Source organism: Mesorhizobium sp. M0701, assembly GCF_040320365.1.
GTDB lineage: Bacteria > Pseudomonadota > Alphaproteobacteria > Rhizobiales > Rhizobiaceae > Mesorhizobium.
The window spans coordinates 124,059-139,452 of record NZ_JAMYPO010000010.1 but is presented as its reverse complement, the minus strand read 5'-3'; the positions used below and the strand labels follow the sequence as shown (position 1 = coordinate 139,452).

Sequence of the window (15,394 nt, the reverse complement as noted above, 5' to 3'; positions counted from 1 at the left end):
GGAGCCAACCAATTGAGATCGTGAAACACTCCACTTACGCCAATGGTTACGCTCGCTGCCTATCGCCGCGCTGGCCCTAATCACCGTCCGTCGCGGTCTATAATGGGTCGGCTGGCTGCTCCGCGTCGCAATGCTGAATGCCGAAGGACTGGCGCGGCCATGGACAGGCAAGCGCAGGTCCTGATGCGATGTTTGCTGAATCCGGTTGCTGGGCTTGCATTCCATGGTGGTATTGGCTCGAATAAGCTTCTGGCGGGCAGTGTCCGTTCGAATGATGCTTTTGCGTTGCCTTGAGCGCAAGTTTTTGGCCAGCCAGCCAGCGCCTCCTCTTAAGCATGCTGCTGGTCAAGGCCCAGCGGCCTCTAGCTGCTAGTCCCCCCTCAACCAAGCCGCTGGGCCATACCCGCTAGAGCGAAGCGTGCTGTCTCGCACATTAGCAATCCCTTGCTTAAGCACGCTCCAGACTCGTTTCATGAAGCGGGGAATTGGAATTGGTGACGTGGTCGCAATCACCGCGACTGATCAGCGATCCGCCAAATTGGCGGCAAATCCATTGGAAAGCGCGCCAGACCGAAGCTATACCGCGCGGTTAGCCGGTCCCATCGTCCTGCCACCACTCGACAGCGCTGGCAATAGAGCACCAGATCCCGGTCAATACAGCCGCCCTACCCTTCGCAAGACAGTCGATGAGGGCCTGGATATCTATCCCTATTCGGCCGCACCTAAGTTCCAGATGTCCCGATGTAGGCGCCATGTCCCGTCGTCGCCCTTTTTCCAGACGACGAGATACTTGCCCGCGACGGTGGAGAGGGCGCCGCCTTTGCTCGGCACACCGAGCGTAAATGCGCCAACTTCGTAGGCGAGATTCCCGCTCCCTTCCACTTCCAGCGCCTTCAGGGTGAGATTCTTCATCCCGGCCTTGATTGCGCCCTGCCAGAATTCTTCCACGCCCTTGCGGTCATCGACGCGTTTGCCGTCGGGTGGCAGCAGGGCGGCATCGTCGGTATACATTTGACCTACCGCTGCTGCGTTTCCGCTGTTGAAGGCGTCCATGAATTTTACCAACGCCGCTTCGATGTCCTCACGAGCCGAGTGGGCGGCCGCAGACAATGCAGACGAAAGAAGCAGCACAGCAGCAAATGCAAATGACTGAACCAGTCTCATTTCGTCCTCCCTTGCGTGCCCGACATGCCCACCCGATGAATAGCGCCGACCCGAGGGCGCCGCGGCGTTCGATGGCCAGGCGCGGATCATATTAGACTTATCTGATATGACGGCGCAAGCGCAGCTGCGACCCTCTGAACGACCAGCGTAGCAGCTGCCGGAGAGCTTCAAAGCGGCGGCTACCGCCTCACTGCCCTCCTCGTCTCGACGAAAGAGTTCGTTCGAATGATGCTTTTCCGTGGCTTTGCTCGCAAGTTTTCGTCAGCCAGCACAGGGCCTCCTCTTACGCTCGCTGGTCGTCAAGGCCCGGCGGCCACTAGCTGACAGTCCCCCCGCAGCCAAGCCGCTGGGCCCCTCGACGTGGGGAACGAGCATTGGAGACGATGTCGCGCTTTCCGTTACAGCCCGAAGGCGGGTGACAGATGACCGCGTCAGCCTCTCCACCCCGAGCTACGATTTCACGCATTCGATCAGGCACAGCTCTCTCGGGCTAGCGCGCCAAGCATGAGTTAGCTCCCGAATGAGCAGGTGCCGCCCAGTTCAGCTTCGGCCCTTGCGCGCGCAAAGTATTGGGCGAGATCGATCGGCAGTCCGGTCGGCAAATTGGGGCAGCGATGGCGAGAATGAATGCCAGGAACTTCCCTTCGGTGCCGCTTCGTCGATCTGTTTGCCGACAAGACGCGCGCGCTGCGTGCCGCCCCATACCGCAGAGAACTCACTTCAGGTCACACACACACACACGACGCCACCGAGACCCTGCATCACTTTTCTACTCCGACGCCGCCACGTCACCAAGATCAGTCGCGAGCGTGATCGCGGCTATCAAATCGGGATCGCGCGCCGGAGCGCTCTATGAGTGAGCCCCGAACGGCGCGCTGCTCCTCGAGCAATCCGGCTCGACGTAAGGCGGGCCATCCGTGCCGGCCTCGTGACTAAGAGACGGGCGAATGGCGGTTCCTGGACTCACCTTTTTGTCTGAAGTCGCTTCCTTGAGCCGGTGGCGGAGTTCTTGCTTGATCGACTTCAGCACCGTCTTAGAATCGGTTTTCGGAAAATTTGTCTTGTAGCATCAATTTTCATGGAATAGGATCATTTTTCATAGGATTTGGCCGGCTAAACCAAAATTCGATGGAAGGATTCGCTTTTCATGCCTGCGGTGCAACAGCACCAATTTTCAGGTCCTGTTACCGTTTTTCAGGAACTCCGCCTTCCTGAAACGGCGACCCCGGCCGGGTACAGCGCCCTGATCGGAGCCTACAGGCTCGCCGTGCCCTTGCCCCGTAGGTTGTTCGCCACTGGCGAGCATCATCGCATTACCGAACGGGATGGCTGGCGGATCATGACCCCCCGCCACGCCCCAAATCCTACCCTCGAGGGCCACCTGACCTTTGCGCTCAAGTACGAGGGACTGGACCTTGCCGTCCTCAAGCGGCTGTTCCAAGTGACCGGTCCCGCGCCGATCGAGGCGCTGGTCCGTGAAAGCCCGACCGGCAGTTATGCCCGCCGCATCTGGTTTTTATATGAATGGCTGAGGGGCGCGCGTATCGATCTGCCGGACGCGGCGGCCGGACGATACATTCCGGTTGTCGATCCCGAGCTGCAGTGGCCCGGACCCGACAAGACCGCTTCGCGCTACCGCGTAAGGGACAATCTCCCCGGCACGCGTGAGTTCTGCCCTCTGGTGTTCCGCACCAAGATTCTGGAAAAATTCATCGGCCTTGAACTACCGCGGCGCGCGGAGGCAATCGTAGCGGACGTGCCGCGCGACCTCCTTGCTCGGACCGCCGCCTTTCTTTTGCTCAAAGACTCGCGATCAAGCTATGCGATCGAGGGCGAGCACCCGCCGCAAGATCGCATCCAGCGCTGGGGCCGCGCCATCGGCGAAGCCGGCCGCTGGCCGATCGATCGCGATGAGCTGCTGCGTCTGCAAAGAATTGTACTTGGCGACGCCCGTTTCGTAAGACTTGGCTTCCGAAAAGAAGGAGGTTTCGTCGGCGAGCATGACCGAGACAACGGCACGCCCTTGCCCGATCACATCGGCGCTCGGCCCGAGGACCTGCCGCGGCTAATCGATGGAATGGCAGCGTTCGATCAGGGCCCCGCGCAAAAGCTTGATGCAGTCGTAGCCGCCGCAATCCTCGCCTTCGGCTTTGTCTACATTCACCCATTCGAGGACGGAAACGGCCGCATTCACCGCTACCTAATCCACCACGTCCTTGCCATGCGCGGCTTCAATCCGCCGGGAGTGGTCTTTCCCGTCTCGGCCGCGATCCTGGACCAGATCAACGAGTACAGGGGCGTGCTCGAGAGCTATTCGCAGCGCCTTCTGCCGTTGGTGGAATGGGAACCGACGCCGCAATTCAACGTCCGGGTGCTGAATGACACCGGTGATTTCTACCGGTTCTTCGATGCAACCCCGCACGCCGAATTCCTCTATGCCTGCGTTCAGCGGACGATCGAACGGGACCTTCCCGAGGAAACCGCATTTCTGCAGCGCTACGATCAGTTCCGGCAGCAGGTGGACGCCTTTATCGACATGCCCGAGCGGTTGACCGATCTGCTCTTCCGTTTTCTTCACCAGAATGATGGACATCTATCGAATCGCGCGCGCGAAAAGGAATTCGCCGCGCTGACCAGTGACGAGGCAGGAAGAATCGAGGCGATCTACGCGCAAACCTTTGGTGCCCATTGAAGGTGTGATCATCAGGATCGATTTTTAGTCCGACGGTTTGCGATTCCCTTGTCCCTGCCTTCATCTCCGACGCTTGACTTGTCGCCGAGACATGCACGATTTTTTCCGCACGGTCTGACCGGCCGCCGATCAGCCGCGGCCAGAACGCGCTTGACAAACCGGAGCCGTCCCGTCCAACCTCACGCATTCACCAGGGGAGTCCCGGCAAGGGGCTGAGATACTGCTGGCTTTCGCGGCGCAGTGACCCGTTGAACCTGATCCAGTTCATACTGGCGTAGGGACGGTGCAAGCGCTTTGCGGGAGTTCACGCCCGAGGTCCTGTTTCGAGCAGGTCGACCAAAGCGTCTTTTCATCCTTCCGGCACAGAACTGGGTCTCCAATGCAACGAGCAAAGGAGCCTCAAGATGAATGCCCTCACCCCCGCCGTCTCGACGGGACCGCTGCCTGCCTCACGCAAAATCCACAAATCCGGTACCATCCACCCGCAGCTCAGGGTGCCGATGCGCGAAATCTCCGTCCATCCGACAGCCGGCGAGCCGCCCGTCACCGTCTACGATCCGTCCGGCCCCTATACCGACCCGACTGTCGAAACCAGCATTGAAAAGGGCCTGGCCCGGCTTCGCCACGAATGGATCTTGGCGCGTGGCGATGTCGAGGCCGGTGACGGTCGCCATGTCCGGCCGGAGGACAACGGATTCGCGACGGGCGAACGCCTGACGCCGGAATTTCCCATCCGCCACCGACCGCTCAGGGCCAAAGCAGGCAAGGCGGTGACGCAGCTTGCCTACGCGCGCGCAGGCATCATCACACCCGAAATGGAGTTCGTCGCCATCCGCGAGAACCTTGGTCGCGAGATCCTGCACGGCAAGCTTGAGCGCGACGGCGAGGCTTTCGGCGCGACACTGCCCGATTTCGTCACGCCCGAATTCGTGCGTGACGAGGTGGCGCGCGGACGGGCGATCATTCCCGCCAACATCAACCATCCCGAGAGCGAGCCAATGATCATCGGCCGCAATTTCCTGGTCAAGATCAACGCCAATATCGGTAACTCCGCCGTCACATCGTCGATGGCGGAAGAGGTCGAAAAGATGGTGTGGGCGATCCGCTGGGGCGCCGATACGGTGATGGACCTGTCGACCGGCCGCAACATCCACAACATCCGCGACTGGATCGTCCGCAACGCGCCGGTGCCGATCGGCACGGTGCCGCTGTACCAGGCGCTCGAAAAGGTCGGCGGCATTGCCGAGGATCTGACCTGGGAGGTCTACCGCGACACGCTGATCGAACAGGCCGAGCAAGGCGTCGACTATTTCACCATCCACGCCGGCGTGCGGCTGCATTACATCCCGCTGACCGTCGACCGGGTGACGGGTATCGTCTCGCGCGGCGGCTCAATCATGGCCAAATGGTGCCTGCACCATCACCGGGAAAGCTTCCTCTACGAGCACTTCGCCGAGATCTGCGACATCGCCAGAGCCTACGACGTCTCCTTCTCGCTCGGCGACGGCCTTCGTCCAGGCTCGATCGCCGATGCCAACGACGCGGCGCAGTTCGCCGAGCTGGAAACGCTCGGCGAGCTGACGCAGATCGCCTGGGCGAAGGATTGCCAGGTGATGATCGAGGGGCCTGGCCACGTGCCGATGCACAAAATCAAGGCGAACATGGACAAGCAACTCGCCGTCTGCGGCGAGGCGCCGTTCTATACGCTTGGACCGCTGACGACCGACATCGCGCCGGGCTACGACCACATCACCTCAGGCATCGGCGCCGCGATGATCGGCTGGTTCGGCACCGCCATGCTCTGCTACGTCACGCCCAAGGAGCATCTCGGCCTTCCCGATCGCAGCGACGTCAAGATCGGCGTGATCACCTACAAGATAGCCGCCCACGCCGCCGACCTGGCGAAGGGCCATCCGGCAGCGAAAGTCAGGGATGATGCGCTTTCCCGCGCGCGCTTCGAGTTCCGCTGGGAGGACCAGTTCAATCTGTCGCTCGACCCGGAAACCGCGCGGTCCTTCCACGACCAGACCTTGCCCAAGGAGGCGCACAAGGTGGCGCATTTCTGCTCGATGTGCGGACCGAAATTCTGCTCGATGCGTATCTCTCACGACATCCGCGCCGAGGCACAGAAAGAGGGCATGGCGGCGATGGCGGCGAAATACCGCGAGGGCGGCGATCTCTACGTGCCGGCGGACGAGACCGACGCACCGCTCATACCTCAGCCACGTGAGCGATCATGAGGGTCTTGGTCAAAGGGGCCGGCGTCGCCGGCCTCACCGCCGCCTTCGAGTTCGCCGCACGCGGCGCGGCGGTTACCGTTGCCGAGATAAGGCCTGCCCTTGGGGGCAATGCGTCGTGGTTCGCCGGCGGCATGCTGGCGCCATGGTGCGAGCGTGAAAGCGCCGAGCAGCCGGTGCTGGATCTCGGGCGCGGTGCCGCCGACTGGTGGGATGCCGCAACGCCCGGCCAGGTGACGCGGGCCGGAACGCTGGTCGTGGCCGCGCCGCGCGATGCGGGCGAGCTCGACCGGTTCGCCAGCCGCACGACGGGCTATCGGCGCGTCGAGGAAGATGAAATTGCCTTGCTGGAGCCCGACTTAGCCGGCCGCTTCCGCCGCGGATTGCTCTTCCCCGCTGAGGGCCATCTTGATCCGCGCCAGGCGATGGCAGCACTTCATGATAAGCTCGCGGCCACGGGGGTCGAGTTCCGCTTCGGCGCCGACGCCCAGCATGTTTTTGGTTTCGATCGTCAGATCGACTGTACAGGAATGGCGGCGCAAAATGACTGGCTGCGCGGCGTTCGCGGCGAAATGCTCACCCTGCGTATCCCTGATATCTCGCTGTCGCGCCCCGTCAGGCTGCTGCATCCGCGCTTTCCACTCTATGCAGTGCCGCGCACCGACCACCGTTTCATGATTGGTGCGACGATGATTGAAAGCCAGTCCGTCGGACCGGTTACGGCGCGTTCGATGATGGAACTGCTGGGTACCGCCTATGCCCTCCACCCGGCCTTTGGCGAGGCCGAGATCGTTGAAACCGGTGTCGGCGTCCGCCCAGCCTTTCCCGACAATTTGCCGCGCGTCGAAATCAAGGGTGAAATCATCGCGATCAACGGGCTCTATCGTCACGGTTTTCTCCTGGCTCCCGCCATGGCGCGCCAGGCTGCCGATCTGGTTTTCACTCAAGACAGAACCAAGGAGCTTGCTCATGAAACTGATGGTCAACGGCGAAGCGCATGAGGTTGCCGCCACAACGCTGGAGGCGCTGCTTGCCGCGCTTGACTATGAGGGCGATTGGCTGGCGACGGCCGTCAACAATGACCTCGTGCACAAAGCCAACCGGGCGGAATTCCAGTTGAACGACGGCGACCGGATTGAAATCCTCTCGCCCATGCAGGGCGGCTAGGCCATGATCGAGCTTTATGGAGCCGAGCTTCCGTCGCGCCTGCTTCTTGGCACGGCTCAATATCCTTCGCCGGCCATCCTTGCCTATGCAGTCAGGGCTTCGGGCACGGCGGTGGTGACCGTCTCGTTGCGCCGTGAAATGGCAGGCGGCAGGGCTGGCGAAAAATTCTGGTCGTTGATCCGCTCGCTTAGTGTCAGAATCCTGCCCAACACTGCTGGCTGCCGCTCCGTCAAGGAAGCGGTCACGACCGCACAAATGGCGCGCGAAGTCTTCGGCACGCCCTGGATCAAGCTCGAAGTGATCGGCAATCACGACACGCTGCAGCCGGACGTGTTCGGTCTGCTCGAAGCCGCCCGCATCCTGTGCGAGGACGGTTTTGCGGTGTTCCCGTATACAACCGACGACCTTGTCGTCGCCGAGCGGCTGCTTGCGGCGGGCTGCAAGGTCTTGATGCCCTGGTGCGCACCGATCGGTTCCGCCCTCGGGCCGGTCAACATCATGGCGCTGCGCTCGATGCGCGGACATTTCCCTGATGTCCCGCTGATCGTGGATGCTGGTCTCGGACGGCCATCGCACGCGGCAACCGTCATGGAGCTCGGCTTTGACGCCGTACTCCTGAACACCGCAGTTGCCAAGGCGGCCGATCCGGTCGGCATGGCGCGTGCGTTCGGCAAGGCGGTCGAGGCCGGTCGTGAAGCTTTCAGCTCGGGAATGCTCGAACCGCGCGAGGTCGCCGTGCCCTCGACGCCGACGATCGGCAGGGCGGTTTTCTCATGAAGCTCGATCCCTTCTACCTGATCGTCGACAGCGCCGCCTGGATCGAACGGCTGGTGCCACTTGGCGTCAAGCTGGTTCAGTTGCGCATCAAGACCTTGGATGAGGCCGGGTTGCGCGCGGAGATCCGCAAGGCGAAGGGTTTATGCGCCCAGCACTGCTGCCAACTGATCGTCAACGACTATTGGCGGCTCGCCATTGAGGAAGGCTGCGACTTCGTCCATCTCGGCCAAGAGGATTTGGCTGCGGCCGACCTGCTGGCGATTAGATACGCCGGATTGAAGCTCGGGCTCAGCACGCACGATCATCCCGAACTGGAAATGGCGATCGCTGCCGAGCCCGACTATATCGCGCTCGGCCCCATCTATCCCACCGTCCTGAAGCAGATGAAATGGGCGCCGCAAGGGCTCAAGCGGATCAGCGAGTGGAAGCATCGGGTGGTACCCATTCCCCTAGTCGCCATAGGCGGCCTCACCCCTGACCGGCTCGACGGTGTCTTCAAGGCTGGTGCGGACAGCGCGGCGGTGGTCACCGACATCACGTTGAATGCCGATCCCGAAGCGCGCACGCGAGAATGGATCGAAAAGACAAAGCCATGGCGCTGAGGCGAGAACCGCATGTGCTCGTGGTCGGCGGATCTGACTCCAGCGGTGGGGCTGGAATTGCACGCGATATCGAGACGATCTCTTCCATTGGCGTCCGCACCTGCCTGGCTGTCACAGCGCTGACGGTGCAGACGCACGAAGCCGTGATGAAAATCCATCCTTCGCAGCCCGATCTTGTGTCCGATCAGATGCGCGCCGCGCTGCAGGCCAACAAGGTGGCGGCAATCAAGATCGGCATGCTCGCAACGGCCGAGATCGTCGTTGCGGTTGCCGCCGTACTGCGCGAAAATCGACAGGTGCCGGCAGTACTCGATCCAGTGCTGGCCTCCACCTCAGGCCGGGCGCTCTTAGAGGCAGCCGCTATCGCTGTCATGAAGCGCGATCTGATGCCGCTTTGCTGCCTTGTCACGCCCAACCTTCCCGAACTGGCGCACCTTATTGGCTCCGAACTGGCAGTGGATGAGGACGATGCGCTCCGACAAGGACAAAGACTGTTGGCCGCCGGCCCTCAGGCCCTGCTGATCAAGGGTGGGCATGCCTCGGGACTCCGATCGACCGATATTTTATTACGCTCCGATCATGAACCCATCCACGTCGATACACCGCGCCTTGCCACATCAATGCGCGGAACAGGTTGCATACTGGCCAGCGCGATTGCGGCGCATCTGGCGAAGGCGAAGCCGCTTGAAGACTGCGTGCGCGAAAGCAAGCGGCTTGTCTTCGCCACGTTTCAGAGGAATGGAGCAGAATGAACCCGGCTATGCGGTACAAGCAGCTTTGGCCGCTAGTATGCTGGATCCTGAGCGTCTTGCTCGCTGGCGCAAACTCTTAGACGAAAATCGCAACAACACGGCGGTTCGAACCGGACCTCGTGGAAGCAATTCGGCCGCGGTCGCAGCGATCATTCATGAAGGAGGAGAGCTGGTCCTCTTGTTTCGAGGGGATCGGCAGCTCGTAGTTCGCAGTTTCGTTCAGTCCGGGGAGTCGGAGTGGATTCGAACGGCGTGACCGCCCAACCCAAATTAGAGAAAGTGGTGCGGGTGGCAGCGTGAACCTGCGACCCCATCGTCCCGAACGATGTGCGCTACCAGCAAAGCCGCAGCTTTTTGGGCCCGATCGTCACGCTTGCTTCGCAATGATCGCGTTTCCTTTCGAGCTTTGGGTGGGAAACATAGGGCCCCCCCTGCCGAGTTCATGTTTCATTGTCATCTGTCCTGAGACCGATTTCGTCGCCTCGGCGGCGACCTGCTTCTTGGCGATCTTCTCGGCGGCGTCTGCCTGGAAGTCGGGATGATGGTGGCCATAAGTATCGATCAGGACATCCACGGTGATGCCCAGAAAGCCCGCCGCCTGCCACATGTCGGTGCCGGCCCGCATCAGCCAGGTCGCAGCGGTGTGGCGAAGCGTGTGCGAAGTGACGTCGGGACCGAGGCCGGCTGCCTCGCGAGCTCTCCTGAAGCTCTTCTTTACCGACACCACCGGCTTTCCATTCCATTCCACGACAAAATCTTGCGATATTTTTCGGCCGATATTTGCGCTTTTGCCGCGCGCCTTGGTTCTGATATCGAGATCCGTGCACGCCCAGCGGCGGAGGTGAGCCAATAGCCGGTCCGGCAGGCGCACGGGCGGCTGGCGTTTTTTGGTCTTCTTTGCGCCATCGGCACGGCGGTAAAAGATGCCGCGGTCAAGGTCCACATAACCACGCCCTTTGGTTGGACGGACGGCGGCGCCGCAGACTGCGGCAGAGCGTGTTCCTGTATAAAGCGCGACAAGCATGAAGCGGGCGAGGTGTCGTCCGGTACGCCGGCCGCTCTCCTGGCCCTTCCATTTCTGCTTCATACGCCAAGCTGCCCAGATGAGAGCGGCCGCTTCACTGCGCGTCAACCAGCGCTCGCGTGCACCAGCCTTGTCGGGCAGGACAATCGTCGGTGCGGCAGTCGTGTAACCTTCCCTGCGATAGTAGTTGATGGCTGCACGAAAATCCTCGAGTTGGCGGCGCGCAACGGCTTCTGTGGGACAGGACGCGGCGTAGTCGCGGCAGAGTTTGCCGTTAATAGCGGCGAGGGTCTTTTCACCGAAGAAATCGAGGACGTTGTCCAGCCGAGCCGCCGTCTCTTCCGGCGCGGCATGCTTCGGTGCAACCTCTCTCAGGTAGACGCTGACGACATCGGCTATCAAGACATCTTCGGCACCGCGCGCTCGGTGGTACTTGCTTGCGATGTAGGCCGCGAGCGCCTTTTCAGCTTCAGGTCCTGGATGGCCTTTTTCGCCGCTGCCAGCGCTGATGAACGTTGTTCGATCGCGGATAAACCATCCAGCTTTGTTTCGGAGTGTTCCGTCCTTTTTCCAGCTTTCGCCGCGCCAGACGAGGCGTGGCCCTTTCGACGCCCGCGGCATAGTTCCCTCATTCTGGTGATCGCCAGCAAGGTGACGTACTCCTTTCCTGCGATTAGCTCGGTTTCAAGTCGGCCGGCGTCACGTTCCTTGCGTAGGCCTGCTGCGCACATCGAGCCATCGGGAAAGGCAATTCGTGCTGCAATCGCGACGCGCAGGGGCGTGGTCTCGTCGAATTGTTCGGGGATTTTCAAAACGGAGCCCTCAGCCAATCTCTATGGTCCGATAGTTTCGCTCGGAAACAGACGGATCGCGGGTCGCATTGAGCACACTTTTCTGTCTCGCCATTCCGGATGCCCTGCCGCACGATCTTTTCTCTGAATATACGGCTGCGAAAAGCGCCGACTGGAGCGCCTGCGGCAAAGATGCTCCTTTGACCTGCTAATCGGAACGGTTGCGCTGACGCGCACTCCACGAGCCTTTCGGCTGGCTCCCCACTTCCGTGGCCGGTGAAACCGCTCCTGACTGGCTTCGGCTATCTGTGCGGCTTCCGTTTCCATGGACTCACTGCCAGGTCTCTTGGGCCTACTCCCGCGCGCCCGGCTTTAGTGGGTTCTGCTGATCGCCTCACGCTGCGGTTTCGAACGGTGTCTTTCACCTCGGAGTTGGTCAGCAACCGCAATCTTCGTTCGAGTCCATAGAGTTAGAGCGCCGCGCTTGGCGCACTGACGGGTTGAAGGCTGGGAGAGAGGCTCCCGGCGCCCGACGCGGAGACTCGCAATGACCAAGCATCGGCACCAAGCTGCCCCGACCCGGGCCAGCGTATATGACGACATCACCAGCAAGATCATCGGCGAGCTGGAGGCCGGTCGGCTGCCCTGGGTTCAGCCATGGGGAATGGCAGCTGCGAAGGCGCCGCTCGCCATGCCGAAGAACGCCGCCACCGACCGGCAATACTCTGGAATCAATGTCCTGATCCTCTGGGGTTCGGTGATCGAGCAGGGCTTTTCAGGACAGAGCTGGCTGACCTTCCGCCAGGCGCTCGCGCTTGGCGGTAGCGTCCGCAAGGGTGAGCATGGAACGACAGTCGTCTACGCCCATCGGTTCGTGCCCGACGACGAGAAAAAGCGTACCCGCGAAACCGGCGAGCAAGCCCGATCGATCCCATTCCTCAAACGCTTCACGGTGTTCAACGCCGCGCAGTGCGACGGGCTGCCCGACGATGTTGCGATGGCCACGCACCCGCCCCTACCCGGCCTGATCGAGCCGAAGGTCGAGAGGCTGATCAAGCAGACGGGGATCGATTTCCGGGTTGGTGGCAGCCGCGCCTTCTACGCTCCGGCCCACGATTATGTGCGGGTCCCGCCACCCCAAGCCTACTTCGAGCCGATCAATTGGCACCGGACCGCCCTGCATGAACTCGGGCACGCCACCGGTCATGCCTCACGCCTCAACCGGGATTTGTCTGGTTCCTTCGGCACCAAGAAGTATGCCTTCGAAGAGCTGGTTGCCGAGATAAGTGCGGCTTTCTGCTGCGCCTCGCTGGGCATCACTCCGACCGTGCGTCACGCCGACTATATCGGCTCGTGGCTGGAGGTCCTGCGCGAGGATAACCGTGCGATCGTTCGCGCCGCCTCTCTGGCAAGCAGGGCTGCGGATTATCTCTTGGGGTTCTTGCCCGACAAAGTCGCCGCTGACGACGATCGGCGGGAGGCAGCGTAATGGCCGCCCGCTTCCAGTTCGGCGTCTTCCTGCGGATGCGTTCATGACCGAAGTCTGCCTCGATGCCGGACCCCGCTGCGGCGAAGTCGTTGCAGAGCGCCAGGACCGACCGGCTGCTCCGCGACAAGTGTCGCTTGGCTGCAGAGCACATCAGAGGGCGGGGAGTGACGGAATTCTCATGACGGGTTTGGAGGTCGAGAGAGAGGCTCTCGGCCGCCCGTCGCGGAGTACATCCCGATGGCTACTGCCGTTCAGAAGATCACCCTGTCGTCCTCGCGCGACATTCCCTTCAACAAGCTGGTGCTCTCCCAGTCCAATGTCCGGCGCGTCAAGGTCGGCGTCTCGATCGAGGATCTTGCGGCCTCGATCGCCCGCCGCGGCTTGATCCAGAGCCTCAGCGTCTTGTCCGTCGTCGACAGCGACGGCAACGAGACTGGCATGTTTGAGGTACCTGCCGGAGGCCGGCGCTTCCGCGCGCTTGAGCTGCTGGTGAAGCAAAAGCGCCTCGCCAAGACCGCCCTCGTGCCCTGTGTCGTGCGCGCCCGTCACAGCGCGATCGTTGCCGAGGAGGTGTCGCTCGCCGAGAACATTGAGCGAGCGCCGCTGCACCCGCTCGATCAGTTTCGCGCCTTCCAGGACATGCGCCAAAAAGGCATGAGCGAGGAGGAGATTGCCGCAGCCTTCTTCGTGCCGGTCAACGTCGTTAAGCAACGGCTTAGGCTGGCTTCTGTCTCCCCAGTGCTGCTCGATGTGTATGCCGATGACGGGATGACGCTGGAGCAACTCATGGCTTTCACGGTCTCTGAAGACCGCGCTCGCCAGGAGCAGATCTGGGAGGCAATCAGGGATGCCTGGTCGAAAGAGCCCTATCAAATCCGGCGCATGCTGACCGAAACGACGGTGCGCGCCTCCGACAAGCGCGCCGTCTTCGTGGGGACCGACGCCTATGAGGCCGCGGGTGGTATCGTCATGCACGACCTGTTCCAGTCGGATGACGGCGGCTGGCTGCAGGATGCAGCGCTGTTGGACCGCCTGGTCACCGAGAAGCTCAAGGCGGTTGCCCAGGAAGTTGCAGCCGAGGGTTGGAAGTGGGTCGAGGTCGCTGTCAGCTTCCCCTACGACGCAACGCGTGGGCTGTATCAGCTGCAGAGTGATCCGCTCGATCTCTCTGCCGAGGAGCAGGCTACCATCGATGCCCTCAACGCCGAGCATGCCAAGCTTGAAACCGAATCTGAGGGTGCTGACGAGCTGCCCGAAGACGTCGATCAGCGACTCGGTGAAATCGAGACCGCGCTCGCCAATTTCGACAAGCGCCCAAGGCAGTTCGATCCGGCCGACATCGCCATCGCCGGCGCGTTCGTCAGCATCGACGCCGACGGCTCGCTCTCGGTCGACCGCGGCTTTCTCCGGCCTGAGGACGTGCCGCCGATGTCACTCGACGGCGCGAATGAATCGAACAGGGACGGCGGGTCCGGGGCTGCCGACAGTTCGTCGGTGCACCGTGCCGTTGTCACCATTGGCGGCCAGGCAGTCGAGTGCGAGGAAGACGAGGACGATGCGGTCAAGCCTCTGCCGGACCGACTGGTGACAGAGTTGACCGCACGCCGGACGCTGGCGTTGCGCGATGCGGTTGCCGGCAACCCTCACGTCGCCATGACAGCGCTCTTGCACAAGCTGGTCACCGACACGTTCCAGCACCGCACCACGAACGGGTGCCTGGAGGCCTCGATCCGTCACGTCTTCTTTCCTCTGCAGGCAGGTGACCTGAAGGACAGCCCCTCGGCGAAATCGGTGGCCGAACGCCATGAGGCCTGGAAATCGGACCTGCCGACCGAGGACGATGCACTTTGGGACTGGATCGCCTCACTTGATGAGACCAGCCGCGCGGCGTTGCTCGCCCATTGCGTCAGCTACGGCGTGAACGCGCTCCACGAGAAAGCCGACCGCTATGGCGGCGCTATCTCGGCACACGGGGTTCGGCAGCGGATCGCGCAAGCTGATCGACTGGCACGCGCGGTCGGTCTCGATATGGTCGACGCCGGCTGGACACCGACAGTCGAAAACTATCTCGGCCGCATCACCAAGTCTCGCATTCTCGAGGCAGTGCGAGAGGCGAAGGGGGAACAGGCCGCACAGCTTATCGACCATCTGAAGAAGGGTGATATGGCGAAGGAAGCCGAGCGCTTGCTGACCGATAGTGGCTGGCTGCCCGAGCCGCTGCGCCTGGTCGACCTCGACGGCAGTGCTGGCGCTGATAGCGGCGCCGGCGCCGACGGCTATGGGGAAGAGCTGCCCGAATTCCTCTCAGACGACGATGCGCAGATTGAAGACAGCGAACCGCACATGGCCGCTGAATAGATCGCCTCGCGCGGAGCGGCTTCGGCCGCTCCGCGCCCTTTCCTACCCCTGCCGGGCGCTCACTTTCTCGCACACGGGCAAAGCCAATTGGCCGCTTCTGCCGCGTCCTTCTCGGTCGGCGGCTGCTGCCCCGCCGTCCCCACTGCCTGCCAAGATATCGCCCCCGGGCTGCCAACCGCGTTGCCGCTGTCGTCGTTGGGCTGACAGCGGGTAGCGGCGCAGCGCCTGGATCGAAGAAGGATCGTTATCGGCAAGACCGCAGTCCAGAGGGGAGAGGCCGGCCAAGGCGGATTTGAGCCGGATTGGTCGAGAGAGAGGGCCGCCCGGTTCATTCCCGTTCC

12 protein-coding genes, 1 pseudogene and 1 riboswitch are annotated in these 15,394 nt (G+C 62.1%); of the genes and pseudogenes, 10 read left to right on the top strand and 3 right to left on the bottom strand.

The window, feature by feature from the left end; all coding sequences use genetic code 11:
• Positions 1-708 precede the first annotated feature (708 nt).
• Positions 709-1,164 carry a YybH family protein gene (locus NKI24_RS12920; protein WP_352576660.1) on the bottom strand — a complete coding sequence of 152 codons (456 nt, stop codon included), beginning with the start codon at positions 1,162-1,164 and terminating at the stop codon, positions 709-711.
• Between the two features lie 1,147 nt (positions 1,165-2,311).
• Between NKI24_RS12920 and NKI24_RS12915 the strand changes: the two genes are divergently transcribed.
• The 8 genes and pseudogenes from NKI24_RS12915 to NKI24_RS12880 all read left to right on the top strand — a co-directional run.
• Positions 2,312-3,856, top strand: a complete 1,545-nt coding sequence (locus NKI24_RS12915) for a Fic family protein (RefSeq protein WP_352745707.1) — start codon at positions 2,312-2,314, stop codon at positions 3,854-3,856.
• A 182-nt stretch (positions 3,857-4,038) separates the two neighbouring features.
• A riboswitch (TPP riboswitch) is annotated at positions 4,039-4,155 on the top strand.
• 105 nt (positions 4,156-4,260) lie between these two features.
• Positions 4,261-6,096 carry a phosphomethylpyrimidine synthase ThiC gene (gene thiC / locus NKI24_RS12910; RefSeq protein ID WP_352745705.1) on the top strand — a complete coding sequence of 612 codons (1,836 nt, stop codon included), beginning with the start codon at positions 4,261-4,263 and terminating at the stop codon, positions 6,094-6,096.
• A complete protein-coding gene (thiO, locus tag NKI24_RS12905; RefSeq protein WP_352452171.1) occupies positions 6,093-7,094 on the top strand; it encodes a glycine oxidase ThiO in 1,002 nt (333 codons plus the stop codon). The genes thiC and thiO overlap by 4 nt, the downstream gene beginning before the upstream one ends.
• Positions 7,063-7,260, top strand: coding sequence for a sulfur carrier protein ThiS (gene thiS, locus NKI24_RS12900; RefSeq protein ID WP_031253541.1), 198 nt, complete (start codon positions 7,063-7,065; stop codon positions 7,258-7,260). Before thiO ends, thiS begins: the two co-directional genes overlap by 32 nt.
• A 3-nt stretch (positions 7,261-7,263) precedes the next feature.
• Positions 7,264-8,037, top strand: a complete 774-nt coding sequence (locus tag NKI24_RS12895) for a thiazole synthase (RefSeq protein ID WP_352745701.1) — start codon at positions 7,264-7,266, stop codon at positions 8,035-8,037.
• Positions 8,034-8,639, top strand: a complete 606-nt coding sequence (locus NKI24_RS12890) for a thiamine phosphate synthase (RefSeq protein WP_352745699.1) — start codon at positions 8,034-8,036, stop codon at positions 8,637-8,639. Before NKI24_RS12895 ends, NKI24_RS12890 begins: the two co-directional genes overlap by 4 nt.
• Complete coding sequence (locus NKI24_RS12885; protein WP_352745824.1) at positions 8,630-9,391, top strand: hydroxymethylpyrimidine/phosphomethylpyrimidine kinase; 762 nt, start codon at positions 8,630-8,632, stop codon at positions 9,389-9,391. The genes NKI24_RS12890 and NKI24_RS12885 overlap by 10 nt, the downstream gene beginning before the upstream one ends.
• A pseudogene (locus tag NKI24_RS12880) lies at positions 9,387-9,530 on the top strand (ribosome small subunit-dependent GTPase A); the annotation flags it as partial. The gene NKI24_RS12885 and the pseudogene NKI24_RS12880, both read left to right, overlap by 5 nt.
• Before the next feature lie 228 nt (positions 9,531-9,758).
• Here NKI24_RS12880 and NKI24_RS12875 read toward each other — a convergent pair.
• Both NKI24_RS12875 and NKI24_RS12870 read right to left on the bottom strand, forming a co-directional pair.
• A complete protein-coding gene (locus NKI24_RS12875) occupies positions 9,759-10,817 on the bottom strand; it encodes a tyrosine-type recombinase/integrase (protein WP_352745697.1) in 1,059 nt (352 codons plus the stop codon).
• On the bottom strand, positions 10,814-11,245 hold the full coding sequence (locus tag NKI24_RS12870) for an excisionase (RefSeq protein ID WP_352452167.1): 432 nt from the start codon (positions 11,243-11,245) through the stop codon (positions 10,814-10,816). Before NKI24_RS12870 ends, NKI24_RS12875 begins: the two co-directional genes overlap by 4 nt.
• Positions 11,246-11,753: 508 nt before the next feature.
• On the opposite strand from NKI24_RS12870, the gene NKI24_RS12865 reads away from it, so the two are divergent.
• On the top strand, positions 11,754-12,695 hold the full coding sequence (locus tag NKI24_RS12865) for an ArdC family protein (RefSeq protein WP_352452166.1): 942 nt from the start codon (positions 11,754-11,756) through the stop codon (positions 12,693-12,695).
• 237 nt (positions 12,696-12,932) lie between these two features.
• The gene (locus NKI24_RS12860) at positions 12,933-15,053 is read left to right on the top strand and encodes a ParB/RepB/Spo0J family partition protein (protein WP_352745693.1); all 2,121 of its coding nucleotides are present in this window, start codon (positions 12,933-12,935) and stop codon (positions 15,051-15,053) included.
• Positions 15,054-15,394: the final 341 nt, after the last annotated feature.

What these genes read in the sequence shown, in the direction of transcription:
- thiO (WP_352452171.1), top strand. Translation starts at nt 6,093, where the DNA reads ATGAGGGTCTTGGTCAAAGGGGCCGGCGTCGCCGGCCTCACCGCCGCC.
- NKI24_RS12920 (WP_352576660.1), bottom strand. Translation starts at nt 1,164, where the DNA reads ATGAGACTGGTTCAGTCATTTGCATTTGCTGCTGTGCTGCTTCTTTCG.
- NKI24_RS12890 (WP_352745699.1), top strand. Translation starts at nt 8,034, where the DNA reads ATGAAGCTCGATCCCTTCTACCTGATCGTCGACAGCGCCGCCTGGATC.
- NKI24_RS12885 (WP_352745824.1), top strand. Translation starts at nt 8,630, where the DNA reads ATGGCGCTGAGGCGAGAACCGCATGTGCTCGTGGTCGGCGGATCTGAC.
- NKI24_RS12865 (WP_352452166.1), top strand. Translation starts at nt 11,754, where the DNA reads ATGACCAAGCATCGGCACCAAGCTGCCCCGACCCGGGCCAGCGTATAT.
- NKI24_RS12915 (WP_352745707.1), top strand. Translation starts at nt 2,312, where the DNA reads ATGCCTGCGGTGCAACAGCACCAATTTTCAGGTCCTGTTACCGTTTTT.
- thiS (WP_031253541.1), top strand. Translation starts at nt 7,063, where the DNA reads ATGAAACTGATGGTCAACGGCGAAGCGCATGAGGTTGCCGCCACAACG.
- NKI24_RS12895 (WP_352745701.1), top strand. Translation starts at nt 7,264, where the DNA reads ATGATCGAGCTTTATGGAGCCGAGCTTCCGTCGCGCCTGCTTCTTGGC.
- thiC (WP_352745705.1), top strand. Translation starts at nt 4,261, where the DNA reads ATGAATGCCCTCACCCCCGCCGTCTCGACGGGACCGCTGCCTGCCTCA.
- NKI24_RS12860 (WP_352745693.1), top strand. Translation starts at nt 12,933, where the DNA reads ATGGCTACTGCCGTTCAGAAGATCACCCTGTCGTCCTCGCGCGACATT.